25 protein-coding genes, 1 tRNA gene and 1 pseudogene are annotated in these 23,289 nt (G+C 63.1%); 13 read left to right on the forward strand and 14 right to left on the reverse strand.

Annotation, left to right across the window (positions count from 1 at the left end):
* Positions 1 to 219: 219 nt before the first annotated feature.
* Entirely contained in the window at positions 220 to 630 is a 411-nt protein-coding gene (locus tag CVM73_RS35895) for a VOC family protein (RefSeq protein WP_100236469.1), read from the reverse strand.
* Positions 631 to 754: 124 nt separating this feature from the next.
* On the opposite strand from CVM73_RS35895, the gene CVM73_RS35900 reads away from it, so the two are divergent.
* The 5 genes and pseudogenes from CVM73_RS35900 (at position 755) to CVM73_RS35920 (ending at position 3,818) form a co-directional block, all read left to right on the forward strand.
* Entirely contained in the window at positions 755 to 1,729 is a 975-nt protein-coding gene (locus tag CVM73_RS35900; RefSeq protein ID WP_100236470.1) for a Bug family tripartite tricarboxylate transporter substrate binding protein, read from the forward strand.
* A gap of 151 nt (positions 1,730 to 1,880) precedes the next feature.
* Entirely contained in the window at positions 1,881 to 2,159 is a 279-nt protein-coding gene (locus CVM73_RS35905) for a DUF3551 domain-containing protein (protein WP_100236471.1), read from the forward strand.
* Positions 2,160 to 2,259: 100 nt separating this feature from the next.
* A complete protein-coding gene (locus CVM73_RS35910; RefSeq protein WP_167407252.1) occupies positions 2,260 to 2,712 on the forward strand; it encodes an ArsR/SmtB family transcription factor in 453 nt (150 codons plus the stop codon).
* 8 nt (positions 2,713 to 2,720) lie between these two features.
* A pseudogene (locus tag CVM73_RS35915) lies at positions 2,721 to 3,056 on the forward strand (SRPBCC family protein); the annotation flags it as partial.
* An 18-nt stretch (positions 3,057 to 3,074) separates the two neighbouring features.
* Complete coding sequence (locus CVM73_RS35920) at positions 3,075 to 3,818, forward strand: DUF899 domain-containing protein (protein WP_100236474.1); 744 nt, start codon at positions 3,075 to 3,077, stop codon at positions 3,816 to 3,818.
* A 139-nt stretch (positions 3,819 to 3,957) separates the two neighbouring features.
* Here CVM73_RS35920 and CVM73_RS35925 read toward each other — a convergent pair whose 3' ends face one another.
* A complete protein-coding gene (locus tag CVM73_RS35925; RefSeq protein WP_100236475.1) occupies positions 3,958 to 5,205 on the reverse strand; it encodes a S1C family serine protease in 1,248 nt (415 codons plus the stop codon).
* A gap of 202 nt (positions 5,206 to 5,407) precedes the next feature.
* Here CVM73_RS35925 and CVM73_RS35930 point away from each other — a divergent pair, with 202 nt between their 5' ends.
* The 4 genes from CVM73_RS35930 (at position 5,408) to CVM73_RS35945 (ending at position 7,738) form a co-directional block, all read left to right on the forward strand.
* Entirely contained in the window at positions 5,408 to 6,025 is a 618-nt protein-coding gene (locus tag CVM73_RS35930; RefSeq protein WP_100236476.1) for a hypothetical protein, read from the forward strand.
* Positions 6,012 to 6,386, forward strand: coding sequence for a transcriptional regulator (locus CVM73_RS35935; RefSeq protein ID WP_100236477.1), 375 nt, complete (start codon positions 6,012 to 6,014; stop codon positions 6,384 to 6,386). The genes CVM73_RS35930 and CVM73_RS35935 overlap by 14 nt, the downstream gene beginning before the upstream one ends.
* A gap of 29 nt (positions 6,387 to 6,415) precedes the next feature.
* Complete coding sequence (locus CVM73_RS35940; RefSeq protein ID WP_100236478.1) at positions 6,416 to 7,156, forward strand: di-trans,poly-cis-decaprenylcistransferase; 741 nt, start codon at positions 6,416 to 6,418, stop codon at positions 7,154 to 7,156.
* Between the two features lie 96 nt (positions 7,157 to 7,252).
* Positions 7,253 to 7,738: a Crp/Fnr family transcriptional regulator gene (locus CVM73_RS35945; RefSeq protein ID WP_100236479.1), complete on the forward strand. Its 486-nt coding sequence runs from the start codon at positions 7,253 to 7,255 to the stop codon at positions 7,736 to 7,738.
* On the opposite strand, the gene CVM73_RS35950 is transcribed toward CVM73_RS35945, so the two are convergent.
* Positions 7,677 to 8,504: a metallophosphoesterase family protein gene (locus tag CVM73_RS35950; RefSeq protein WP_100236480.1), complete on the reverse strand. Its 828-nt coding sequence runs from the start codon at positions 8,502 to 8,504 to the stop codon at positions 7,677 to 7,679. The two genes, CVM73_RS35945 and CVM73_RS35950, sit on opposite strands and share 62 nt — an antisense overlap.
* Before the next feature lie 158 nt (positions 8,505 to 8,662).
* Here CVM73_RS35950 and CVM73_RS35955 point away from each other — a divergent pair, with 158 nt between their 5' ends.
* Positions 8,663 to 9,349: a DNA-3-methyladenine glycosylase I gene (locus CVM73_RS35955; RefSeq protein ID WP_100236496.1), complete on the forward strand. Its 687-nt coding sequence runs from the start codon at positions 8,663 to 8,665 to the stop codon at positions 9,347 to 9,349.
* Between the two features lie 216 nt (positions 9,350 to 9,565).
* Positions 9,566 to 9,859 (forward strand): hypothetical protein, encoded by a 294-nt coding sequence (locus CVM73_RS35960; RefSeq protein WP_100236481.1) that lies wholly within the window; start codon positions 9,566 to 9,568, stop codon positions 9,857 to 9,859.
* Between the two features lie 127 nt (positions 9,860 to 9,986).
* Here CVM73_RS35960 and CVM73_RS35965 read toward each other — a convergent pair whose 3' ends face one another.
* The 3 genes from CVM73_RS35965 to dinB form a co-directional block, all read right to left on the reverse strand.
* A complete protein-coding gene (locus tag CVM73_RS35965; RefSeq protein WP_100236482.1) occupies positions 9,987 to 11,444 on the reverse strand; it encodes a lipopolysaccharide biosynthesis protein in 1,458 nt (485 codons plus the stop codon).
* A 339-nt stretch (positions 11,445 to 11,783) separates the two neighbouring features.
* The gene (locus CVM73_RS35970) at positions 11,784 to 13,229 is read right to left on the reverse strand and encodes a sensor histidine kinase (RefSeq protein WP_100236483.1); all 1,446 of its coding nucleotides are present in this window, start codon (positions 13,227 to 13,229) and stop codon (positions 11,784 to 11,786) included.
* A 103-nt stretch (positions 13,230 to 13,332) separates the two neighbouring features.
* Complete coding sequence (dinB, locus tag CVM73_RS35975; protein ID WP_100236484.1) at positions 13,333 to 14,433, reverse strand: DNA polymerase IV; 1,101 nt, start codon at positions 14,431 to 14,433, stop codon at positions 13,333 to 13,335.
* Positions 14,434 to 14,647: 214 nt separating this feature from the next.
* Between dinB and CVM73_RS35980 the strand changes: the two genes are divergently transcribed.
* Positions 14,648 to 14,857 (forward strand): hypothetical protein, encoded by a 210-nt coding sequence (locus CVM73_RS35980; protein WP_100236485.1) that lies wholly within the window; start codon positions 14,648 to 14,650, stop codon positions 14,855 to 14,857.
* Positions 14,858 to 15,005: 148 nt separating this feature from the next.
* Here CVM73_RS35980 and CVM73_RS35985 read toward each other — a convergent pair whose 3' ends face one another.
* Complete coding sequence (locus tag CVM73_RS35985; protein ID WP_100236486.1) at positions 15,006 to 15,887, reverse strand: LysR family transcriptional regulator; 882 nt, start codon at positions 15,885 to 15,887, stop codon at positions 15,006 to 15,008.
* A gap of 113 nt (positions 15,888 to 16,000) precedes the next feature.
* Here CVM73_RS35985 and CVM73_RS35990 point away from each other — a divergent pair, with 113 nt between their 5' ends.
* Positions 16,001 to 16,534, forward strand: a complete 534-nt coding sequence (locus CVM73_RS35990) for a VOC family protein (protein WP_245452524.1) — start codon at positions 16,001 to 16,003, stop codon at positions 16,532 to 16,534.
* A gap of 29 nt (positions 16,535 to 16,563) precedes the next feature.
* Here CVM73_RS35990 and CVM73_RS35995 read toward each other — a convergent pair.
* The 7 genes from CVM73_RS35995 to CVM73_RS36020 all read right to left on the reverse strand — a co-directional run bounded on the left by CVM73_RS35995 (position 16,564) and on the right by CVM73_RS36020 (position 23,222).
* Positions 16,564 to 16,640 (reverse strand) — tRNA-Arg (locus CVM73_RS35995).
* A 105-nt stretch (positions 16,641 to 16,745) separates the two neighbouring features.
* Positions 16,746 to 17,465 (reverse strand): metallophosphoesterase family protein, encoded by a 720-nt coding sequence (locus CVM73_RS36000; RefSeq protein WP_245452525.1) that lies wholly within the window; start codon positions 17,463 to 17,465, stop codon positions 16,746 to 16,748.
* A 25-nt stretch (positions 17,466 to 17,490) separates the two neighbouring features.
* Positions 17,491 to 17,664: a hypothetical protein gene (locus CVM73_RS41335; protein ID WP_245452526.1), complete on the reverse strand. Its 174-nt coding sequence runs from the start codon at positions 17,662 to 17,664 to the stop codon at positions 17,491 to 17,493.
* A gap of 46 nt (positions 17,665 to 17,710) precedes the next feature.
* Positions 17,711 to 18,403, reverse strand: coding sequence for a hypothetical protein (locus CVM73_RS36005; protein WP_245452527.1), 693 nt, complete (start codon positions 18,401 to 18,403; stop codon positions 17,711 to 17,713).
* A gap of 1 nt (position 18,404) precedes the next feature.
* Positions 18,405 to 19,568, reverse strand: coding sequence for an MBL fold metallo-hydrolase (locus CVM73_RS36010; RefSeq protein ID WP_245452529.1), 1,164 nt, complete (start codon positions 19,566 to 19,568; stop codon positions 18,405 to 18,407).
* A gap of 277 nt (positions 19,569 to 19,845) precedes the next feature.
* The gene (locus CVM73_RS41340) at positions 19,846 to 20,100 is read right to left on the reverse strand and encodes a PAS domain-containing protein (RefSeq protein WP_245452528.1); all 255 of its coding nucleotides are present in this window, start codon (positions 20,098 to 20,100) and stop codon (positions 19,846 to 19,848) included.
* Positions 20,100 to 23,222 carry a bifunctional diguanylate cyclase/phosphodiesterase gene (locus tag CVM73_RS36020; RefSeq protein ID WP_167407253.1) on the reverse strand — a complete coding sequence of 1,041 codons (3,123 nt, stop codon included), beginning with the start codon at positions 23,220 to 23,222 and terminating at the stop codon, positions 20,100 to 20,102. The genes CVM73_RS41340 and CVM73_RS36020 overlap by 1 nt, the downstream gene beginning before the upstream one ends.
* Between the last annotated feature and the right edge of the window lie 67 nt (positions 23,223 to 23,289).

Raw genomic sequence — 23,289 nt, forward strand, 5'->3', positions numbered from 1 at the left:
TCGTCCGCACAAATCTCATGCACAGACGGCCGATCAACAACTTGCTCGAACTACGGCAATCCGTCCCAATCAACCAAAATCAGTTGAACCTTGGACTATACTTCCAATGAACCGGACAGCCGTGGGCCTGGCCCGGCCATCCACGCCTTGCCGCACGAAGAACGTGGATGGCTGGGACAAGCCCGGGCATGACGACGGAGTGTGCCGCGCGTACGTGCCTCAATCCTCGTACGACGAGATCTCGATCAGGCTGCCATCCGGATCCCGGCAATAGACCGAGCGCAGCGTGCCGCGGGCGCCTTGCCTCGGGCCCGGGCCTTCCTCGATCGCGACGCCATGTGCCCTTAAATGCGCCACCACCTCGTCGGGTGCGGCCGAGGTGAGAAAGCACAGATCCTCGCTGCCGGCGGTCGGGTGGTCGGCGGTGAACCACTCCACCTTGTCGGCATCGCGTTGCCGGACGTTGATCTTCTGGTTACCGAATTCGAGGAAAGTCCGCGGCGCTTTGCCGCCGCCCGGATCGAACACCTTGACTTCCATGCCGAGAATCTTGCCGTACCACTCCGCGGACGCCGCGACGTCGCTGACATTGATCACGAGATGATCCAGGGCATGAACCTTGACCGGCATGTCTCATCCTTTCGTCGTGATGCGCCACGCGCACTTTCCGCCTGCGGCAAGCTTTGTTACAACCGCGCCGCCGCGACTTTCAAGCTATCCGACTTTGAAGAACAACACTGGGAGAATCCTTGAGATGATCACTCGCCGTACCGCGCTGGGCCTGCTCGCCGCCAGTCCGCTTGCAGCCACCCCGCTGTCGAAGGCCTTTGCCGCCGATTATCCGGCCCGTCCGGTGAAATGGGTGGTCGGCTATCCGCCGGGCGGGGCCACCGATATTCTGGCGCGGCTGATCGGCCAGCGGCTGTCGGAAAAGCTCGGCCAGCAATTCGTGATCGAGAACAAGCCGGGCGCCGGCAACAATATCGCCACCGAATCGGTCATCAATGCCGAGCCCGACGGTTACACGCTGCAAATGGTCAATCCGGCCAACTACATCAACGCCTCGCTCTACGCCAATCTGAAGTTCAACTTCGTCCGCGACATCGCGCCGATCGCTTCGTTCCAGCGCGTGCCGAACGTGATGACGGTCAACAAGGACGTGCCGGCCAAGAACGTCGCCGAGTTCATCGAATATGTGAAGGCCAATCCCGGCAAGGTGAACATGGCTTCCTCCGGCAACGGCACCTCGGTGCATCTGTCCGGCGAGATGTTCATGGCGATGACCGGCTGCAAGATGCAGCACGTGCCCTATCGCGGCGCGGCACCCGCGATCACCGACATGCTCGGCGGCCAGGTGCAGGTGATCTTCGACAACATGCCTTCGATCATCCAGCACATCCGCTCCGGCAGCTTGCGTGCGATCGGCGTCACCACCACGGAACGTTCGCCGCAATTGCCCGACGTGCAGCCGATCGCAGACACCGTCAAGGGCTATGAGGCCAGCGCGCTGTTCGGCATTGGCGCGCCGAAGAACACGCCGAAGGAGATCATCGCCAAGCTCAACAGCGAGATCAACACGCTGATGAAGGAGCCCGACATGGCCAAGCGCCTGGTCGAGCTCGGCGGCGAGCCTCGCGTGCAGACGCCCGAGGCGTTCGGCGAGGAGATCAAGGCCGAGACCGAGAAGTGGAAGAAGGTCGTCGAGTTCGCCGGCCTGAAGGTCGAGTAGCGATCTTGTGATGACTGGAAAGGGAGCCCTGCCGTTCGGCAGGGCTTTTTTTCTTGGGTGCGTTGCTTCGTTGATCTGGAATAAAACGCTGCGGCGAAACCTGATGATAGATGGCGCGTATCTCGCGCCGTGAGCAAAGGAGTTTGGGATCATGCGCATGATGCAATTGGCGCTGCCGGCGCTGGCCACCATGGTTCTCGTCGGTTTCGCCACCAGCACCCCCGCCACGGCGCGCGATTATCCCTGGTGCGCGCAGGGCGGCGAGTACGACTATCCCGGCGAATGCGCCTACAGCACCTATGAGCAATGCCAGGCCAGCGTGTCCGGGCGGCTGCTGTACTGCGATCGCAATCCTCGCTTCGCCTATGGCCAGCAACCAGTCCCGCAACCGCGGCCGCACCGGCGCGCGCGGCCCGTCGCGCCCTACTGATCGCGCTTCGTACTGATCGCAACCCGATCACGCAATAGTGCGGACGTGCGCCCGCACGCTCCGGCTTGACGCCGTTCCGCTTGCGTCTATACTAAACCATATGGTTAAGCATCAGGACGAGGCACTGGACCGGACCTTTGCGGCGCTCTCCGATCCGACGCGGCGTGCATTGCTGGCGCGCCTCGGTGAGCAGGACGGCCTGTCGGTGAGCGAGCTGGCCGCGCCGTTTCCGGTCTCGCTTCCGGCGATCATGAAGCATCTCGACGTGCTCACGGATGCGGGCCTGATCGTGCGGGAGAAGACCGGGCGCACGGTCGCCTGCCGGCTCACCGCGCGGCCGATGGAGCAGGCGATGAACTGGCTCAATCGCTATGCGCAGTTCTGGTCCCACAATCTCGATCGCCTCGCCGCCTTCGTGGAGGAAGAGACATGGCCAACGCAGCCGCCAACGCCGCCGAACGCCCAGCAGAGCGTCCAAGCCTCACGCTCACGCGCCGGCTCCGCGCGCCGCCGGCAAAGGTCTACGCCGCCTGGACGCAAGCCGCGCAGCTAGCGCAATGGTTCGGCCCGCCGAACATGAAGCCGGCGACGCTTCGAGCCGAGCTCGACGTGCGCGTCGGCGGCAGCTTTCGCATCAGCTTCACCGGCGACGACGGCGAGTATTTCGAGGCCGGCGGCTTTTATCGCGAGGTGGTGCCGAACGAGCTTCTCGTCTTCACCTGGGCCTGGCACTCGACGCCGGAACGTGAATCGCTGGTGACGCTCTCGCTGAAGCCGGACGGTGCCGGCACCTTGATGATCTTCCATCACGCCCAGTTCTTCGACGAGACCGCACGCGACAACCACCGGCGCGGCTGGAGCTCGATCTTCGACAAGCTCGATGCCTTCGTCGCCTGAGTTCCAAAGGAGAGTGTCATGCAGCAGCATCAGATCGTTTCGCGCGAGCAATGGATTGCGGCGCGCAAGGCCCTTCTGGCCCATGAGAAGGAGTTGACGCAGGCCCGCGAGCGGCTTGCCGACGAGCGCCGCCAGCTCCCCTGGGTGAAGGTCGACAAGACCTACGTCTTCACCGGGCCGAACGGCAAGGTCACGCTTGCCGACCTGTTCAAGGGGCGCCCGCAGCTCGTCGTCCAGCACGTGATGTTCGCGCCCGATTGGGACGCGGCCTGCAAGAGCTGCTCGTTCTGGGCCGACGGGTTCGAGCGCATGGTGCCGCATCTGGCCGCGCGCGACACGTCCATGGCCGCGGTCTCGCTGGCGCCAAGCGCAAAGCTCGAGGCCTTCAAGAAGCGGATGGGCTGGACCTTCGACTGGGTCTCCTCGGGTGACAACGATTTCAACCGGGATTACGGCGTGACGTTCTCGCGGGAAGAGATCGAGACCGGAAAGCCGATGTACAATTTCGGCACCACGTCGATCTACGGCCCCGAGCTGCCCGGCATCAGCGTGTTCTACCGCAACGAGGCCGGTGAGATCTTCCACACCTATTCCTGCTTCGCCCGCGGCCTCGACATGATGAACGCCGCCTATCAGTATCTCGACCTCACGCCGCTCGGCCGTCACGAGGAAGGCCTGCCCTATCCGATGGACTGGGTCCGCCTGCGCGACCAGTACGAGCCGCAGCCGGAGAAGGCGGCGTGCTGTCAATCGCACTCCTAGCTGTCATCGCCCGCGAAGGCGGGCGATCCAGTACTGCCGAGACGGCAGCGTGAATCGAGAAGCTGCGGCGTACTGGATTCCCCGCCTTCGCGGGGAATGACAGCGGAGGGTGACGTGACGGTGTGCCTTGCCCCGATAGCTACCGCTTCGCGTCCGCCTGCTCCGTCGCATTGCACGAGATCAGCATCGTATAGGGCCGGGCGTTGGCGGCGACGTCGGTGGTCTTGAGCTCGCTCTTCGGTTCGGCGGTCTGATAGGGCACCACGGAATTGTCGAGGAAGTCGCGCAGCACGCCGGTCTTGATGGCGAAGTTGATGTTCTCGGGAATGTTGCCTGTCGCTACGGCGATGCGCAATGCCGGGATCTTTGCGGTGACCACGCCCACGACCTGACCTGTGTTGTCGAACAGCGGCCCGCCGCTATTGCCGGGCTGCACGGGTGCACTGATCTGCAGGAAGCGCGAGTCGTTGCGCATGCCGCTGAGCGAGCTCACGATGCCGGTCGTCACGGTGAAGTCCGAAGTCAGGATTCCGTGGTAGGGAAAGCCGATCGCGACCACGGAATCGCCGGAGCGGATCGAGCGGTCGCGGATCCGGGCAAAGTCCTTGAACGTCGTCGTCGATGGCGCCTGCAACAGGGCGAGATCGTTGTTGGCGTCGCTCGATACGACGCGCAGCACCATTGCTGCCTCGCCGGTGAGGTTGCCCTTGATGTCGCCGACGCAGCCGTCGATCACATGATGGTTGGTGACGATGTGCCCGCTCGTGCTCACCACGAAGCCGGTGCCGCTCTTGGCTCTGGCGGGTTTGCCGCCGGCCGCCGGTGCCGCCTGCTTGTCCGGCGTGGCCTGCGGCTTGGCGGTCATCTTGGTGAAATCGCCGACCTTGTCCAGCCCGTCGGCCTTGACCCGGGTCACACAATTGCTGACGGCTGCAACCAGAGGGGCAGTCGATGTCAGGCTGAATTGGAAAGGCGTGCCTCTCGCCACCGCCACCATCAGGCTCGCCTTCTGGAAAGCACGAGCGACGTTCGTCGGCAGAACTGATGAGACCATGACCTCGGAAAAGGCAGTCGCAAAGAGCCTCACCTCGGCCTGACCGTCGAAGGTCACGTCGATCGTCAGGTTCTCGCCCTTCTTGAACCGAAACGCTGGATTGGCAAAACCGAGCAGCCACGCGTTGTTCGAATCCTGGCCGACAAGCAAAGTCATGCCATTGGCGTAGGGCGTGCTTGCAGCGCAATGAGAGAACGCGCCGGTCGAGTCATTGGTGAAAGCGCCACCGTTCCAGCTGCCGACGTGGATGGTGCCGAAAGGCCCCGCCGCATGAACGAGCCCGGCGAGCATCACCTGGATAACAAACGCAACGACAAACGACCTCAGCCACATGCCAGCCCCCGGAAGCGCTTTTGGATCCATCTTATCCGTGAGCGCAGGCGATGCGCAACCGTCAGTTGTCCGCTCGATCTCGATCCGGCTGTCGCAACATTCGGGCTTGCATTTACTTTGCGGCGCCGTATGCTTTGCAATACAAAGTAACGGGACCTGCAGTCCCGGAATGCCCGGGTGGAACGAGGTTTTGGCGTTGCCGATGCGCGATCTCGACAAAGCGCTGGCCGACATCGTGGCGATCCGCAGCCAGATCGCGGCGGGCACCGCCTTCCGCGGCTACGGCCCGGCGACGATGGCGGCGACCGGCGCCGTCGCGCTCATCACCGCAGTTCTGCAATTCTGGCTGCTGGGTGATCCCACCGGTGAGCCGCTCGGCTTCTTCATCGGCTGGTTGATCGCTGCCGTGCTCTCGGGGCTGATCATCGGGATCGAAATGCGTGCGCGCTCGCAACGCCATCATTCCGGTCTTGCCGACGCCATGATCCACCAGGCGGTCGAGCAGTTCCTGCCCGCCGGCGTTGCCGGTGTGCTGCTCGCGGTGGTGATGTGGAAGTTCGCGAGCGAGACGCTGTGGCTGCTGCCGGGACTGTGGCAGATCCTGGTATCGCTCGGCATTTTCGCCTCGGTCCGCTCGCTGCCGCGCACCGTCGCGCTCGCCGGCGCCTGGTATTTCGTGTCCGGCTTCGCGGTCGTGGTGCTCGCGAGCCGAACCCATACGCTGTCGCCGTGGACCATGGGGCTGCCCTTCGTGATCGGGCAATCGGTGATGGCGGCCATTCTGCATTTCGCGTCCGGAGACAACGATGTCGAAGACTGACAGCGCGCCCTTCTCTTATGAAGGACTCGACCGCGTGATCCACGAGAAGGCGAGGCTCGGGCTTCTGACCTCGCTGATGGCGCATCCCAAGGGGCTGGCCTTCGGCGATCTCAAGCAGCTCTGCGGCCTTACCGACGGCAATCTCTCTCGGCACCTTGCCGTGCTCCAGGAAGCCGGCCTCGTCGAGGTGACCAAGGGCTACGAGGGTAACCGCCCGCACACGACCTGCCGCCTGACCAAGGCCGGCCGCCGTCGTTTCCTCGACTATCTCGCCGTGCTCGAGCGGCTGGTGCGCGACGCGGCGAAAGCCGCCGGCCGCGAGGCGCCGCCGCTCGGCCGCCTCGGTGTGGTCTCGGCCTGATCTTCCCCTTTTTGACTGGAGACTTTGCAATGCAAAGTGAAATCACGTCCCGCAACGACAAGCTTCATGTCGGTATCATCATGGACGGCAACGGCAGGTGGGCGACGCGGCGCGGCCTGTCGCGCGTGCGCGGCCACGAGGCCGGCGTCGAGGCCATCCGCCGTATCATCGAAGTCGCGCCCAAGCAGGGCATCGGCACGCTGACACTTTACGCCTTCTCCACCGACAATTGGCGGAGACCGAAGGCCGAGGTCGCCGCATTGATGACCTTGCTGCGCTTCTATCTCACGAGCGAGGTGCAGAGCCTGGTCAGGAACGGCGTGCGCCTGACCGTCATCGGCCGCCGCGATCGCCTGCCCGAAGGCATCGCCACCGCGATCACCCGCGCCGAGGAGGCCACCGCCGCCGGCAGCGCGCTGCATTTGCGCATCGCCGTCGACTATTCCGCGCGCGACGCCATCCTCAATGCCGCGGCGAAGGCGGCTGCGCTGACCAGCCTCACCCGCGAAGCCTTCTCGCAGCTCGTTACCGGCGAGGCCGGGCTTCGCGACGTCGATCTCATCATCCGCACGTCCGGCGAGAAGCGGCTGTCGGACTTCCTGCTCTGGGAGGGCGCCTATGCCGAGCTGCACTTCACCGAGCGGATGTGGCCCGAATTCGACGCGGGCGATCTTGCTGAGGCGCTGGCTGCCTTCCATGGCCGCGAACGCCGTTTCGGCGGCCTTCAGGCGATCATGCCCGAGGAGGTGCCGTCACTCTCCCGTGTGTGATCTCGCGACAGCTGCGGCCCCGTTGATTTGCCGCCTGGCACGGATCATGCTCTAGTCTCCTGCGATGGGTGTCCGCAGCAATGGGAGCATTCTGCGATGCGCGCGGTCCTGGATTATTGCACCGGCGGAACGGAGCGGCAGCTTGCTGCCGGCACGATCGTCGTCGCCGAGGGTGGCACCACCGGCCATCTCTACGTGCTGATGCAAGGCAAGCTCGAGGTGCTCAAGGGCGAGATGGTGGTCGCCACCGTCACCGAGCCCGGTGCGATGCTGGGAGAAATGTCCGTGCTGCTGGGCCAGCCACACACCGCAACCGTGCGGGCCTGCTCCGACGCGGTCGTCTACGAGTTCGAGGATGCCGCCTCGTTCCTCGAGAAGGAGCCGGGCGTGGCCCTGCTGATCGCGAAAATGCTGGCGCAGCGGCTCAATGTCGCCAACACCTACCTCGCCGATCTCAAGCGGCAATATGCCGGCCACGGCACGCATCTGGCCATGGTCGGCGAGGTGCTCCAGAGCATGATCAACCTGCCGCCGCTCGAGGTCTCGCCAGGCTCGGATCGGCAATCCGATCCAAGAATGTGAGCCAGTCGGGCGGCGCCTCGATGGCAGCAGCGGGGCGCTTCAGCGGTGCACTCAGGTCGACCCACTGGGCCTCGCCGGCCGCAAGCCAGAACGCCTTGTCCGCACCGAGGTCCAGCACGATGTAAGTCGGCGGCCGGCCCGGTTGCAGGCCGGTGTTGAAGACCCAGCTCTGGCCCAGCCGGTCGAACCACGAGCCGCCTGTGACGAACGGCGACTGGTGCACATGGCCCGAGATCACCATCGATGGCTGGTACCGCATGATCCATTGCACCAGCTCGACATCGCCGAAGAAGCGCTTGCCGCTCCAGCTCGTCGGTGAATCCGCCGGCGGCGCATGATGGGCCCAGATCCAGCACTGCGGCCGACTGGCCGCGGCATCGCGCAGCTGCTCGATGAGGCGTTGCTTGACCAGCGGCCCGTCCCACCACGGGCACACCGTAAACATCGTATCGCCGATGCCGAGGCTGTCGCCGTCGCAGGCAATACCAAGCTCGCGCACCTCCGAGATCCAGCGCGAAATCTTCTCGCCCTCCGCATTGCGCTCGTCGAGGTCGTGATTGCCGGAGCAGAGGATCACGCGGGTCGTCGCGGCCAGCAGCGCGAGGTACTTCTTCACCACCACGATCTGGGCGCGAAAATCCACCATCGAGCCGATGTCGAGCGCGTCACCGGCGAAGATCACGAGGTCGAATTGAGGCGCCGCGCTGACCAGCCAGTCGAGCTGAGGCAGCGAATAGTGCAGGTCGGCTACGACCAGGCAGCGCATTGGAGAACCGTCCGCGAGAGATCGACAATGTCTGGGAATTCCAGGCGTCCTGAAGCAAGAAGCGGACCAGCATGGTCGCTCCTTCGCGTCATCATCGCAGGGCTGGACCGGTTCATTGAATTCTGATGTCGTGCCGCACCCTCAATGCGGATGTCGGCATGATCCCCTTCAAGACCATTCGCGCCCGCGCCGAGAAGCGCAAGGGCGGGCCCAAGGCGCTGGAGAGACTGATGCCGGCCAAGCCGGACCTCAAGCGGCTGGCCAAGCTCGGCGACGACCGTATCCTCGCCGAAATGACCAAGCGGGTGTTCTGCGCCGGATTTGCCTGGAGCGTGATCGATTCGAAATGGGACGGCTTCGAAGCCGCCTTCCTGCATTTCCAGCCCGCCAAGCTCACCTTCCAGCCCGAAGATTATTGGGAGGGTCTGCTGCGCGATGTGCGCATCGTGCGCAACGGCGCCAAGATCATGTCGGTGCGGGACAACGCCGCCTTTGTGCAGGAGATCGCGAAGGAGCACGGCAGCTTCGGCAAGTTTCTGGCGAAGTGGCCGTCGTCCGACGAGATCGGCCTGCTCGATCTCCTTAACAAGCGCGGCAGCCGGCTAGGGGGCAACACCGGCCAGATGCTGCTGCGCTTCGTCGGCTGGGACGGTTTCGTGACGTCCAAGGACGTGGTGGCCTGCCTGCGCGATGCAGGTCTCGACCTTGCCGAAGAGGTCAAGTCGAAGGGTGATCTCGCCAAGGTGCAGGCGCAGTTCAACGCCTGGGCCGAGGAAACCGGCCTGCCCTACACCTACCTGTCGCGCATCTGCGCGCTGTCGGTCGGCGAGAGCAGGAGCGAGTAGCAGTTCCAGCTCGGCCGGCCGGTCCAATGATGTGCATCCTGTGGCGATCCCGTGCCATGAGCGCGGCAGATGCGACGCACGATCACGAAATACATTTCTCTGGAACATTTGTGCGCAGCACCCGTTCGGGAGGTTGAGCCAGGCGAACAGCAGCGCAGGGAACGCCCGCTCTGGCTCAACTCAATGAAACCCGACACGACAGAAACGGAGCAGCTCATGAAGCTCACATCTGAACAGGTCAAGCAGACCATCAACCAGCTCGGCGCTCAGGTGCTGCCCGACGAACATCCCGCGATGCCGCAGCTCAACAGCATGTTCGGCGAGCACACTTTCTTCGTCGACGAGATGGGCCTGAAGGTCCTCGAGCCCACGGGATCGCTTGGTAGCGACCGCCAGAGCGGCGAAGTCGTCAGCCTCGCCGATTGGGGCGATTCCGACCTGACGCGCCTGATGGCGCATGAGCCCGAACCGACCGGCGTGATCGTGGTGTTCGAGCATATGAAGCATTGAGCGGCCCCGAGCGGGTCGTCTTGAGACAGGTGCGCCACGGTCGGCGAAGCGCGGATCGCTCCCGTGGCGCACAGCGTTAGCAGCCTGGCCGCCTCGTTGTCTTCCAACGAGCTCCGTGGCGGTCGTGCTATCGGCCACAGATGCATGCGTAGCGCCACATTTCTCCGCGACAGGCCGGAAACAGCGCGACGATCGTGAGCGAGGCCGCATATGAAAAGCAGAAGCAGGCTGCCAAATCGGGGATCCCTCCGATCGAACGCGCGAGCAGCCAGCGATGCAGCAGATACACCGTCACGACGGAAGCGAGGGCTCCGGCGAGATGAGGCCCGACCACTTTCACGAGGTCTCGATGACGCACCGGACCGCGTCGCCCGATCAGCCACCACAGGATGGGCGTGCGCACGCACTCGCTGATCGAATATGCGCTGGCGACGCCGATTGGTCCGAACGGCAGCCCGCATATGAAGGCGAGGATCGATGTTGAGACATTGAACAGGCCCCAGCGCATGTATTCCTTGGTGCGACCCTGGCTGAGGAAAAGCCAGTTGGCGGGGCTGTTGCTGGTCTGCAGCAAGCCGGCGATGCTGAGGGCAACGAAGATCGGCGCAGCCTCGCTCCATTGGCCGCCGAGCAGAGTTTCGACAAGCGTGTCGGCGGACGCGATCATGAAGGCGACGCCAGGCAATACGAGGAGGAGCGCCGGCAGCACCGCGCGACGGAACGAATCCCGATAGCGCTCAGGCTCCTTCAGCAGGCCCGACAGCGTCGGCAGCATGATTCGCACCATCGGATTGCTGACTTGCTGAAGCGGAAACAGCAGCAGCCGGTAGGCGCGGTTATACGCGCCAAGCGAGGCGGCCCCCCAGATTTTGCCGATCAGCACCCCGTCGGTGTTGCGGGAAAGGAATTCGGCAAGGTTGTAGCCGGTCACGCCGAGCCCGAAGTTCAGCATGTCGCGTGCAGCCCTGATCGAGCCGGGCCTCGACGGCAACCATCCCGAGCTCAGCCACGCGCCGCCTGCGAGCACCAGACCTGATGTCAGGCTTCCGGCGAGGATGGCCCAATAGCTGTGATGGACGTATGCGACCACGGCCGAGGTCAGTAATCCAGTCAATGCGGCCGCGGATTCCAGGCCTGCCAGCGTCCAGAATCTCATCTGGCGTGTCAGCAACGACAGATGCTGGACGTCAGCACCGCTGAGCAGCAACGTGACGCTCATACCCGATGTCAGTGGGGCGAGATTCGGCACGCTGTAGAACCTGGCGACAAGTGGCGATAGCGCGACCTGGGTGATCGCCAGCAGCGCGCCGACCGAGAGGTTCACCCAGAACAGCGCACTCAGTTCGTTGTGCGTCAACTCGTCCTTCTGCACGGTCGCGTGTCCAAGACCGAGATCCTGGAATAGCACCGCGAAGGCGAGCACCGGCGAAGCCATGGCATAAGTACCAAAGTCGACTGGCGTCAGCAGGCGCGAGAGCAGGATCACAGATCCGGTCTGCGTCGCAACACGCACGACCTGAGTGACGATCGCAGCGAGCGCACCTTTCCGTACGTTCCGGGACTGTTCGTCCTCGGAGAGACGCATGTTGAGTTGAGTCACGATCAGCTCCTCGAGCGGCGAACAACGAAAGCTTCAGGCGCAGTTCGAAAGCGAGACGGTGAATCCAATGACAATTGATCTCTTCGATTTCATGCGAGGCGCGTGAGCAACGTCGCGAAACGCCGACGACTATCCGTCAGTACGTGTCATTTGAATGGCGCGAGCAAATTGCATGCGCAAAAAACTTTGCGTCGATCGCGCTCGAACGAAAAGCAATGAATGCATCTTGCTCAAGACGGCGCGTCGAATTGAAATCGAGGTTGCTCTGTCAGGTTCATGTCAGGCACTGCCTCGAAGATCGACACTGAACCGCTCGCAATAGTGTCAAACCTCGAGTCTTCGCGGTTCTCTTGCAACGGGTTCTTCAACGGGAATTTCGATGGCGATCTGAGTTCCCGGACCCGCCTTGCGCTCAAGCCGCAAGCGCCCGTTGAGCGACGAGGCAACCAAGTTGAACGCGATGTGGAGCCCCAGGCCGGCGTTGCCCCGCTCCCGACTGGTCGTCACGAACGGATCGAAGACATGAGCCTGCAATTCGTCGGGGATTCCGACGCCTTCGTCGGCGCAGACCAGGCGGACCGATTTCGGGTCCGGTTGGCTCACCGTGACGACAAACCGGCCACCTCTCTTGTCAGGATAGGCATGCGCTGCGGTATTGAGGGCGAGATTGCTGATCACCTGAGCAAGCGCTCCGGGGTAGCTGTTGAGCTTGATTCCCGCCGGACATTGGACCTCGACCGTCAGGCCATGATGCGACAGCAATGGCCCGAGCTTGGACGTCAGCTCCGACAGCCAGTCCCTGAGCTCGAAACTGCGCCGGTCCTCATCGGCTTGATGGACGGCGACCTGCCTGAAGCTGTGCACCATCTCGGATGCGCGGTGCAGATTGTCGAAGGTCAGATCGATCCCCTGCTTGAGCCTGTCAATGCCCTTGGTGAGATCGGAGCGCCGGACCGATGCTCCGCCCAAGGCGTCGGCCATCGTTTGCAGATCAGCCTGCATGGCCGTCGAGGTCGTCAAGGCGAGGCCGAGCGGGGTGCTGACCTCGTGAGCGACACCTGCCACCAAACGTCCGAGCGAGGCGAGCTTTTCCGCCTGCACGAGGTGCTCCTGGGTCGCGCGCAGATCGCGCAGCGATTTCTCCGAGCGTTCTTTCTCGCGCTGCAGCGCCTCGGATGTCCGGAATTGCTTTCGCGCCCGGTACTCGCGCGCAGCCACGGCGTAGAGCGATAGCGCGTAAGCGTTGCCGACGAGCGAATGGTTGATGAACCTCAGGCCCGCAGGCATCGTCGACGCGAACGACTCGGCGACCAGCAGCGCAACCCACGAGAGCAAACAGAAAATCGCCAGCGAGCCGATCCGCAAGGGCAGCATGGTCGAGACGAACAGGATGATCATCATCATGCCGGGCGCGGCAAAGGTGAAGCCCGACGGCAGCACGAGGTAGATGCTGGGCAGGATGCAGCCGGGGATGACGCAATAGACGAGGAAAATCGTCTCTGCCCATGGCTTCATCCAGCGCCGGGACAGCAGCGCGGTCAGCGGGAGCAGGATGAACACGGCGGTACCACCGCGGATTGCGAGCGTGGTCGGCACGACTTCGGGGTAGAGCACCCAATCCCAGAGCGTGTAGCCGGCATAGGTGGCGGCGCCGAGCAGCATCGCGATCTGGGTCCATCCGAGACTGCCCCGGACATATTGGTCGACAAACCGGTGCTCCTCGATGCGGTCTTCGAAGCGCAGTCCGAGGCGTATCAATAAGGCAAGCATTCCATCTCAATCGCGAAAAGGCGTGTTTCGTGTCTCTACGACAGGTTTGGAGCCGCGTCGCGGATAAAGATGCCGCGTTCGCTGAAGGGGGCCTTCAGCCCGTTCAGATGCCCAACGTCAGCTGCGGCTCCGCATCGTCCCCGAGCTGGAGGGACGACAGCGAGATCCCCAGCAGCCGGACGCGCTTGGGCAGCGGCATCTCGGCTTCGAGCAGGCCGCAGGCCAGCCGCTCCAGATCGTCCCGCCCCGCAACGGCTGCCGCGACGGACCTGCTGCGCGTGATGATCTCGAAGTCGGCGAACTTGATCTTCAGGGTCACGGTGCGGCCCCGGTTGCCGGTCGCCTCGCAGTGGCGCCAGACCTTGTCGACGAGAGGCCGGAGCTCGGCGACCAGCGCGTCGAACGCGTCGAGGTCAATTGAGAACGTGTTCTCCGCGCCGACGGATTTGCGGATCCGGTTGGCCCGCACCGGCCGCTCATCGACACCGCGCGAGATCCAATAATAGTACGCGCCCGACTTGCCGAAAGTCGCATTCATGAACTCCAGCGTCTGGTTGCGGATGTCGAGACCGGTGAACAGGCCGAGCGCGTTCATCTTCGCAGCTGTCGCCGGACCGATGCCATGGAACTTGCCGACAGGCAGCGTCTCGACGAAGGCCGGTCCCATCTCCGGCGAGATCACGAACTGACCATTGGGCTTGCGATGATCGGAGGCGAGCTTGGCCAGAAACTTGTTGTAGGAGATGCCCGCCGATGCGTTGAGGCCGGTCTCGGCCTTGATCTTCGCGCGGATCTTCAGCGCGATGTCCCGCGCCAGCGGGATGCCTTGCAGGTTCTCGGTCACGTCGAGATAGGCTTCATCCAGCGACAACGGCTCGATGATGGGCGTGTGCTCGGCAAAGATGTCGCGGATCTGCCCGGAGATCGCCTTGTAGACCTCGAAGCGCGGCTTGACGAAGATCAGATCGGGGCACTGCCGCTTCGCTGTCACCGACGGCATGGCGGAGCGAACGCCGAACTTGCGGGCCTCGTAGCTGGCGGCCGCGACGACGCCGCGTTCCGCGGAGCCTCCGACCGCGACCGGCTTGCCGCGCAGCTCCGGATTGTCGCGCTGCTCCACCGACGCATAGAAGGCATCCATGTCGATATGGATGATCTTGCGCACCGGCGCCGCCTTGCCGGTCACCGTGTCGAATTCGCTCATGGCAAGATGATACAATCGCGCAAGCAGAAGCGCGAGGTGCTGGATGGGTCAGCTGTCGTTGTTCGCCGTCGGGTCGCGTTTGCCGGCGTGCTCAATGCGGCCATCTGGCGTTTGAATTGAGGCGCTCAGCTCAGCGTTCATCAAAGATGAATCTCAGCCTTGTGAGTGGCAAGCCCGGGCATGCGACCTAATATGAGCCTGCGGAGGAGAGCCTATGCAATACAGCTCCGAGCTCATTCAGACCATGCGTCAGGCCCTGGAAACCGTGATGGCGAGCGTGCCGGCGGATCAGTCGGTCTTCGGCCTGAAAGCAGCCGTCGCCGAATGCATCCTGAAGGCCGCCGCGCATGGGCATACGTCGTATGACGGACTGGTGACGGCCGCCACCGATCAGGTCCAGGCAATCATCTCGATGCTGACGTGAGTGGCGGCGTCAAAACCGTGGCAAGAGTGCGCGCCAAGGCAGATGAAGATGGACGCTGCTGTTTCGCCGTGGCGCTGTGAGATTGCCTCCTGCGATGCGCTGCCGCGCGCAAGACCGCGTGGCCACTCGTTTCCATGCAATGCCTGGTTTAAGGATGCAAGTGCAATCGCTTCACGCTCGCTACTGCGAAAGTGATGAACCGTTTGACACGTGTTGCCACGAATTTCTGTGCAGGGTAAGCGAAATACAGTCCGGTCAGGGGCGAGCGCAGAGCTGGCAACACGCGCACCAGCCGCTGTTGGTTTGCGAAAAAGGCAGGCAGGAATCCGATCCCGAGTCCCATGCCGACAAAGGTTCTGACTGTTAACAGGTCATCGCAGATCAGGTCGCCCGACAGATCGACGCTGACCTTCCGGTTTCCCATCAGCATGGGCAAGGGACGGGCCCAAGGCTTGCCGAATCCAATCAGGTCGTGGTGCTTGAGATCATCCACGTCAATAGGGACGCCACGTCGGTCAAGATAGTGTTGGCTTGCAAACAGTCCCGACGGGCCCGTTACAAAAGATCTGGTCACGACACTCGAATCGCGTAGCGGACCGACGCGGATGGCGAGATCGACGCCTTCTGTGATCATGTCGACAACCCGGTCCGTGACGATCAGCTCGATTTTCACCATCGGGAACGATTCGCGAAACGTGCTGATGATGGGCGGCAGCAGGCTTTGCGCGATATCGACGGCCGCTGTGAGCCGAAGTAGACCGCTCAGGCTTCCCGCCTCCGACGTAATCGCGACCTCGGCTGCCTCGATCTCACGAAGTCCTGCGCGGCACCGTTCAAAATAGGCCTGGCCCGCTGGCGTGACGCGGAGCGTGCGGGTCGTACGCTGGATCAGGCTGATGCCGAGGCGCCGCTCGAGCGCCGCCACCTTTGCGCTTACTGTGCTGGCGGGCATGCGGAGCCTTCGGGAAGCGCCGGCAAAACTGCCGGCCTCCAGCACCTGGACGAAGACACTGATCTCATCGATGCGCATGCAGGGCTATTATGCAGAATTCTGGATAGTTATTCCAGATCATGCTGTCTTGCGGCGAAACGGCTTCCGCGATCTGCTTTCGATCAGGGACGACACTGCCAAGGAGCTGGAGGATGAAGGGACTGATCATGCCGGTGGCCGACAGCGAACCGATCGACCCGCGCGTCCGCGTTGGCCATGTTCATCTGAAGGTTGCTGATCTCGAGCGATCGCTCGCCTTCTACTGCGGGGTGCTTGGCTTCGGCCTGCACGGATTGCTCGGTAACGAAGCAGCGTTCCTCGCCGCCGGCAGCTATCACCACCACCTCGCAATCAACACCTGGGACAGCCGGGGCGGTTCGCTGCCACCGGAAGGATCGACTGGCCTCCACCATGTTGCCTTTGTCTATCCGACACGAGCCGCGCTCGGCCGCGCGCTCCGCCGTCTCCGCGCAGCGGCTGTACAGCTCACCGGCGCCAGCGACCACGGCGGTACGGAAGCGATCTATCTCCGCGATCCTGACGGCAACGGGATCGAGCTCTACTGGGATCGACCGGAGAAGGAATGGCCGCGCAATCCCGACGGCTCGCTGAAGATTGTCAGCAAGCCCCTCGATGTCGAAAAATTGGCTGGAGAGGGATCGTCCGACGGCGGATTTAAAGAATAGTTTGAGCCTTGCGACACTGAGACGTCGACTGGCGCACCCGACACGATTCGAACGTGTGACCTTTGCCTTCGGAGGGCAACGCTCTATCCAGCTGAGCTACGGGTGCTAGTGGAGGTTCATTTAGCCGATTGGCGGGGGGCGGGCAACCGCTAGGTTTGCCCCGGCCTCGGACGCCCGGCATCGCCCGATTCCCGGTCCTACGCATCGCTCTTCAATCCCGGAGGGCGGTCGGTCGCGAGATCTCGCCGGAATCGTTCACAAACATCAACGGACCCGCCCTCGAGGGGACGAACACGGCCGCCGTGAGCGGGCCGCCAAAGCAGGCGCCGGTATCCAGGTTCAGCCGGTTCGCTCGCAGATCAGGTGCCCGGGACCGGACCGGCGTATGTCCATGGACAATGAACAGCTCGTGGTCGAGATCGGACGACAAGAAGGGTTCCCGGATCCAGAGCAGGTCTTGCTCGGATTGCGACGCCAGCGGTACGTCCGGCCGTATTCCCGCGTGGACGAAAAGTCGTCCATGCTCGATCTTCATGAGCGGAAGTGCGCGTATCCAGTCGAGATGCTCGCGCGGGACATCCGCGGGATCGTCGATCCCGTAACTGTCGAGTGTCTGTTCGCCACCGTTTCCCCACCAATTGATGAGGTCCCGGTCGGTACGCTCTATGTCGGCCGCGCGAAGCAGCATCTCCTCATGGTTGCCCCGGAGACAAACGAAGGATCGGCCCTGTCGCCCCGTGCTGCCAACGAGCACATCCATGACCTCGCGGCTCTGGGGCCCCCTATCGATGTAGTCTCCGACGAAGACATACTGGGCGCTCCGGTGACCGCGAATCTCATCGCACACGGCGAGAAGCGACATCAGCTTTTCAAAGCAGCCGTGGATGTCGCCGATCGCGAAGATGAGCAATTCGTGCTCGGGAAGGGGCAAAGCAGGCTTTCTCCCTCTTGCCAGCTCAGATGGTGAGATCCTTTGTCGTGCCCTTGAACCTGATGCGCTTCGGATCCAAGCCCAAATCCGCGAGCGATTCAATCACCCTGTCGTTCAGCGTCTTGCCGTCCTTGTCCTTGCGATCGCGCTGGTCCGCTGTGAAATCATAGACGAGCAGCCCGACATTGACGCTGCTCACGTTGATCTTCTCTCCCTTCGCAACCGCGCCGATCGCCGCAGCCGCACTACGATGTCCGTTGCTCCATTCCGCCATTCTCGGTCAGATTCTTCGCAACCCATCGATAGCTATCATCGATCTCCGTCTTGTGAAGGTCGATCACCGTCCGATAGTCCTTGATCTGGCGGAAAATCCTGCCGTTCTCCAGTTCGGGATTGCTGAACGTCTTGGCCTCCCAGAACACCAGATCTATTCCGCTCGTTGTCGTCTCGAGGTTCGCCAGGTCCATGCGCGGGAGGCTCCGCTCGACGCCGGGGGCGCCGGATGCGTTGATCGCGATTTCGACGTCGACGACGGAGCGATTGGATGTCGCGATCTCGTGAACGCCTTCCTTCTCTCGTCCGGAATAGAGCGATGCGGCTCTCTTGAGCTTCTCCAGGGTCTTTGCGCCCTCATATTCGCGCGTCAGCATTCTTTGCTCGGCCTTGCCGAAAGCGAACCTCCCTCCGACGAGCGAAATCTGATCCTTCAAGTCCGGATTCAGGAGATACTTTTCGTGCGTCGTGGCGGTTACTTTCCCGCCCTTGAACGACACTTTGAAGATGGATTGTCCCTGCCAATAGACGTTCAGGTACTCGTCCCTGATACCGATGATGAGGGAGGGATCGGCGAGAACGTCCCTCCACCAGCCATCCTGCCGAGCAAGTGCCTCGAGTGCCTTGCGAAAGTCGTCTTGCCGGATTCCGCGCCTGAAGCTCATCTCATACCTCCCACCATTCGCCATCGCTGCGTCGCGTGACGTTGTCAAAATATTTGAAGAAGCCGTCGCCTTCGAATGTGTGAACGGGCACCAGCTTGTCCGGTTGTATTGCGCTCGAGAGCCGCTTGAGATCCAGGATGCTGGCGTGGCCCGAGGTATGGATGATCTCAATGGGTACGCCGCGTGTTGCGAGATCCGCCTTCAGCCTGGCTCCAGGACCATCCTTCAGGTATCCGTCCCATTGCGACCAGATCGCCCTGGCGCTGGCCCAGAGATTTGCGGTCTCCACGTCGGGAGCCATTGCCGGACGAAACAACATCACTGTGCGATCGGCGATCTCGGTGATGCGCTCGCGGTAGATCCGCGCGGATTTGTACGGCTCAAGCAGGTCGAAGCGCCTGTTCCGTGCGATCTGTCGCCGCTGATATTCCGGCACGTAGACCGACAGGTTGGGCCAGCCGACGCTCGGCAAGCGCTCGTTGCCGGTGGCCCGCAATATCTCCATCGCGTAGAGGTCCAGCAGCAGCGTCCGGTCGCTGCGCTTGCAGGCGCGATAGATGCTGACGATGCGATCGATGTTCTGCGCGGAGGCGGAGAAGATGACGAAGCCCGGCGGCCTGAGGCTCTCGGTCAACCTCGCTTCGATGTCGTCTTCCGTCGGAAATTGCGTCCGTTCGTCAAGACGGCCGAGGCTCGACCCCTCCATCAGCATCGTATCGACGCCGCGGGGCGGAGTGCTCACCAATCGCTCGAACAGGCCGCCCTTGCGACCATGCGCACGGATATCGCCACTATAGAACAGACGCCGGCCGGCGGCATGGATCAGCAGCGCATAGGCATCATAAGCCGAATGATCGACAAGATAGGGCGTGATGCTGAACGGGCCGATCTGGAAGGTCTTGCGATCGACCAGCTCGAATGAAGCGTCTGGCACGAAGCCGTTGGGCACGAAAGGAGCTGCCGCGCGCATGATGCGCGCGGTTGCAGCGCCCATGGCGAGGGGGACATTGGGTCTGCACAGGGGGAGCAAGCCCCAATGATCCGCGTGTCCGTGCGACAGGACGATCGCACGCAGGGCCGGATCGTCGCGGCTAAGCCCGGCCACGGACGGGAGAAGATCGTCGGACGCGCCGTCGGCGTCGAGCGGAAGTCCGAGGTCGAGCAGAATTCTCTCGCCCGCGGCCTCGAGCTCGATGCAGGTGCCACCAATTTGCTGCGTTCCGCGGTGGACACGTCCGCGAAACGAACCGGCTTCCTCGGACATCAGCGGCTGGACTTGATGGCAGAGCCGGGGTCGGCCGGGCAGGCGAGCGCACTGCGGAATGGGCAGGGAAACATCAAAGCGAATACAGCTCCAGGCAATGGCTTATCTATATTCAAATGAGTGCCCGAGAAATTGCGGCTGTTCGTGAAGAAAATGTGGGTGTTGTTCCGGCGCAACATCACCCGTTGGCGAACCCGAACGCAGTAGAACCTTCAGTGGGATGAACTTCAGCATCGGCTGGACCGGCGACTTGCGACGGCTGGAAGTCGGTGCGAGCCGCGATCGGCCCGCACGAACTCGGCCGCTCGCAGGCCCTGTTCCAGATCACGACGCGGCGCTGCGGGTCGATCACGAAGGTCGGCACCACCAGGTGCTGCATCAGCCGCACCGCGTAGGAATCGGCGACATCGACGGTCTTGCGCGACCTCGCCATCAGGCCACCGCAGCCACGGGCAAGGTCCCGGGCAAGCCATCGCCGGGACCGAACAGCTTTCGCACCTCGCTGGCCGGCTTCGGCGCGCTGAACAGATAGCCCTGCATCTGCGTGCAGCCGAGCGCGCGCAGCATGTCGCGTTGCGCCTCGGTCTCGACGCCCTCGGCGACCGTGGTCATGTCGCTGGCGGCCGCGATGTTCACCACCGCCTGCACGATGACAGGCGCGCCGCTCGCCTCTGCGATATCGGCGACGAAGCAGCGGTCGATCTTGATCTTGTCGAACGGGAAGCGCTTCAGATAGCTCAGCGAGGAGTAGCCGGTGCCGAAATCGTCGAGCGCGATGCGCACGCCGATCGATCGGAGCTGATGCAGGATCGAGAGCGCCGCCTCGTCGTCGCGGATCAGCACGGCCTCGGTGATCTCGAGCTCGAGCCGGCGCGGGTCCAGCCCGGAGGCGGCGAGCGCGCCCGCGATCCGCAGCGCCAGCGTGTCGCATTTGAGCTGCACCGGCGAGACGTTGACCGCGACACGCACCTGCGCCGGCCAGGTCGCGGCCTCGTTGCAGGCCATGCGCAGCACCCAATCGCCGAGCTCGGTGATCAAGCCGGTGTCCTCGGCGACCGGGATGAATTCCGCCGGCGACACCATGCCGCGCTCGGGATGGCGCCAGCGCAGCAGCGCCTCGCAGCCCGACACTTCGTTGGTGCGCAGGTCGACCAGTGGCTGATAGTGAATCTCGAAGCCGCCATTCACCAGGGCCTGCCGCAGATCCAGCTCCATGCTCAGGCGTGCCTTGGCGCTCGCATCCATTTCCGGCTCGAAGAAACGGTGGGTGCGGCGTCCTTCGGCCTTGGCGCCGTACATCGCGAGGTCGGCGTTCTTGATCAGTTGGTCGAGATCGGCGCCGTCCTGCGGCGCCAGCGCAATTCCGATGCTGGCATCGGTGGAGAGCTGGTGGCCGAGGCAATGATAGGGTTGCCGAATAGCCTGGTAGATCCGCGTCACGAAGGACAGCACGTCGGCGGGCGATCCGATCCCGGTCTGGATCACCGCGAACTCGTCGCCGCCGAGCCGCGCGATCAGGTCGCCCTGCTTGAGGCAGCCGCGGAGACGGCCCGCGATCGCCTTCAACAGCTCGTCGCCGACATGGTGGCCGAGCGAATCGTTGATGCCCTTGAATTCGTCGACATCGATGTAGAGCAGCGCGAACCGGCAGCCATCGGCGACCTTCGCCAGCTCGCGTTCGATCTGCTCGCGGAACAGGGTTCGGTTCGGCAGGTCGGTCAGCGCGTCGTAATGCGCCATATGCGCGATCTTCTCGTCGGCGCGACGCCGCTCGGTGACGTCATCGATGACATGGATGAGATAGCGCGGCTCGCCGGCTTCATCGTGAATGCCGATCCGGGTCGAGGTGATATAGCGCAGCCCCATGCCCGGCATCTGCCAGGCATGTTCGTCCTTGAACAATCCCTTGGCCGATTTCAGCGCCCTGCTGTCGTCCTCGGTGATGCGGGCGGCGGGCGCCTCGGGGAAGATGTCGAAAGCGGTCTTGCCGACGACATCCTGACGCGACTGGCCGAACAGCTGTTCGGCGACGACGTTGAGCAGCAGATATTCCCGAGTACGCGCATCCTTCACGGTGATCTGCGAGGGGATATGGTCGATGATCTCGCGCAGGAAGGTGTAGTTGCGATCGCGCTCCTGTTCAAGGTTGCGGCGCTCGGTGATGTCTTCGATCGTGGCGACCCATCCGCCCTGTGCGAGCGGCGTGTTGATGACCTGGAAGGCGCGGCCGTTGGCCAGCTGATGGGTTCTCGTCGAGACCGTGCCTTCGGCGACGATCCGCATGACGTCGGCGCAAAACGCCTCGACATCGCCATCGAACGCGTCACGCTCCTTGCGATGGTACATCGCCTCGCGGATGTGGCAGCCGGGCTTGATGACGTCGTGGGACAGGCCGAACATGTCGGCGTAGCGGCGGTTGCAGATGACGATGTATCCGGCGGCGTCGTACAGGATCAGCCCTTGCGACATGTTGTTGAGGGCCGTGTCGAGCCGCTGCCGCTCCGATTCGATCCGCTCCTGGGCCTCGCGGTTCTGCCGGTTGATCTGGCGGATGATCAGATAGAGGATCAGCGCTATCACGGCCGCCGAGAAGCTTGCCGTAGCGACCAGGAAGCCGGTCTGCTGCCGCCAGTCCGCGAGCGCAGCCGACATCGTATTGGTCGCGACGATGATCAGGGGAAAATGATTCAGGGACGCGGCCGAGCCCAGCCGATCCTCGCCGTCGATCGGGCTCTTGACGCGAAGCGTCTGCTGACCGCCCCTGGTCAGCACCTTCTGCATCAGCGGGGCGTCCTTGAAGCTCCGTCCGATCATCTCTTCGAGATGCGGATAGCGCGCCAGCATCTTGCCCTCGCGGTCGAACAGCGAGATCGCCGTGCCCTCGGCAAGCGCGACGGATGCGAAATACTGCCGGTAGCTGTCCGGGTCGATCCGCCGGACCATCGTGCCGAGGAAGGTGCCGTCAGCGCCGGTCAACCGGCGTGCGACGATCGTGGTCCATTTGTCGATGATGAAGCTGCGGACGGATTCCAGGATGACCGGCTCGGCCATTGGATTCGATTTGAACGTCTGGAAATAAGCGCGCGAGGAGACGTTGACCTTGGGCAGCGGCTGGACCCGCGACCAGTTGATCAGTTCGCCGTCGGCATCATAGATCGCGATGTCACCGAGATAGGACACGGAGCTGATCTTGCTGCGGAGCATCTGGTTCGTCGCAGCTCCGGACATGCGTTCGCGGAACGTTGCGGGCGAGGTGATGTCAGGCAGGTTCATCTGTCCGATCACATCGGCGGCGACGACGTCGGAATCTTCGAATTGCTGATCGAAGTGCCGCGCGATCAGCTGCACCGTGTTTTCCAGCTCGCGTTCGCGGTTGACCAGGGTCCGCTCGCGAAACTCGCCGATGGCCATGGCCGTCACGGTGAATATCCCCGCGACCAGCAACACGCCGCACAAGGTCAGCCACAGCACGGGGCCACGCCGCATCGCTGCCCTCCAGCCGTTGTTCACGGCTTGAGACATTCCGGCTGCCACCGTGGAAAAGACCTGGCGCATTCCCCCTCCCTGGAGGGACATGAATACACCGCACAAATGGCGCAAACCTTAGGAAAACCAGTTACCT

Source organism: Bradyrhizobium forestalis, from assembly GCF_002795245.1.
Lineage (GTDB): Bacteria > Pseudomonadota > Alphaproteobacteria > Rhizobiales > Xanthobacteraceae > Bradyrhizobium > Bradyrhizobium forestalis.

What these genes read in the sequence shown, in the direction of transcription:
- CVM73_RS41340 (WP_245452528.1), bottom strand. Translation starts at nt 20,100, where the DNA reads ATGGCGAGGTCGCGCAAGACCGTCGATGTCGCCGATTCCTACGCGGTG.
- CVM73_RS35935 (WP_100236477.1), top strand. Translation starts at nt 6,012, where the DNA reads ATGTCGAAGACTGACAGCGCGCCCTTCTCTTATGAAGGACTCGACCGC.
- CVM73_RS35965 (WP_100236482.1), bottom strand. Translation starts at nt 11,444, where the DNA reads ATGCGTCTCTCCGAGGACGAACAGTCCCGGAACGTACGGAAAGGTGCG.
- CVM73_RS35920 (WP_100236474.1), top strand. Translation starts at nt 3,075, where the DNA reads ATGCAGCAGCATCAGATCGTTTCGCGCGAGCAATGGATTGCGGCGCGC.
- CVM73_RS35990 (WP_245452524.1), top strand. Translation starts at nt 16,001, where the DNA reads ATGAAGGGACTGATCATGCCGGTGGCCGACAGCGAACCGATCGACCCG.
- CVM73_RS35905 (WP_100236471.1), top strand. Translation starts at nt 1,881, where the DNA reads ATGCGCATGATGCAATTGGCGCTGCCGGCGCTGGCCACCATGGTTCTC.
- CVM73_RS35960 (WP_100236481.1), top strand. Translation starts at nt 9,566, where the DNA reads ATGAAGCTCACATCTGAACAGGTCAAGCAGACCATCAACCAGCTCGGC.
- CVM73_RS35955 (WP_100236496.1), top strand. Translation starts at nt 8,663, where the DNA reads ATGATCCCCTTCAAGACCATTCGCGCCCGCGCCGAGAAGCGCAAGGGC.
- CVM73_RS35930 (WP_100236476.1), top strand. Translation starts at nt 5,408, where the DNA reads ATGCGCGATCTCGACAAAGCGCTGGCCGACATCGTGGCGATCCGCAGC.
- CVM73_RS35925 (WP_100236475.1), bottom strand. Translation starts at nt 5,205, where the DNA reads ATGTGGCTGAGGTCGTTTGTCGTTGCGTTTGTTATCCAGGTGATGCTC.
- dinB (WP_100236484.1), bottom strand. Translation starts at nt 14,433, where the DNA reads ATGAGCGAATTCGACACGGTGACCGGCAAGGCGGCGCCGGTGCGCAAG.
- CVM73_RS35945 (WP_100236479.1), top strand. Translation starts at nt 7,253, where the DNA reads ATGCGCGCGGTCCTGGATTATTGCACCGGCGGAACGGAGCGGCAGCTT.
- CVM73_RS35910 (WP_167407252.1), top strand. Translation starts at nt 2,260, where the DNA reads ATGGTTAAGCATCAGGACGAGGCACTGGACCGGACCTTTGCGGCGCTC.
- CVM73_RS36020 (WP_167407253.1), bottom strand. Translation starts at nt 23,222, where the DNA reads ATGCGCCAGGTCTTTTCCACGGTGGCAGCCGGAATGTCTCAAGCCGTG.
- CVM73_RS35895 (WP_100236469.1), bottom strand. Translation starts at nt 630, where the DNA reads ATGCCGGTCAAGGTTCATGCCCTGGATCATCTCGTGATCAATGTCAGC.
- CVM73_RS35980 (WP_100236485.1), top strand. Translation starts at nt 14,648, where the DNA reads ATGCAATACAGCTCCGAGCTCATTCAGACCATGCGTCAGGCCCTGGAA.
- CVM73_RS35985 (WP_100236486.1), bottom strand. Translation starts at nt 15,887, where the DNA reads ATGCGCATCGATGAGATCAGTGTCTTCGTCCAGGTGCTGGAGGCCGGC.
- CVM73_RS35950 (WP_100236480.1), bottom strand. Translation starts at nt 8,504, where the DNA reads ATGCGCTGCCTGGTCGTAGCCGACCTGCACTATTCGCTGCCTCAGCTC.
- CVM73_RS36005 (WP_245452527.1), bottom strand. Translation starts at nt 18,403, where the DNA reads ATGAGCTTCAGGCGCGGAATCCGGCAAGACGACTTTCGCAAGGCACTC.
- CVM73_RS35940 (WP_100236478.1), top strand. Translation starts at nt 6,416, where the DNA reads ATGCAAAGTGAAATCACGTCCCGCAACGACAAGCTTCATGTCGGTATC.
- CVM73_RS35900 (WP_100236470.1), top strand. Translation starts at nt 755, where the DNA reads ATGATCACTCGCCGTACCGCGCTGGGCCTGCTCGCCGCCAGTCCGCTT.
- CVM73_RS35970 (WP_100236483.1), bottom strand. Translation starts at nt 13,229, where the DNA reads ATGCTTGCCTTATTGATACGCCTCGGACTGCGCTTCGAAGACCGCATC.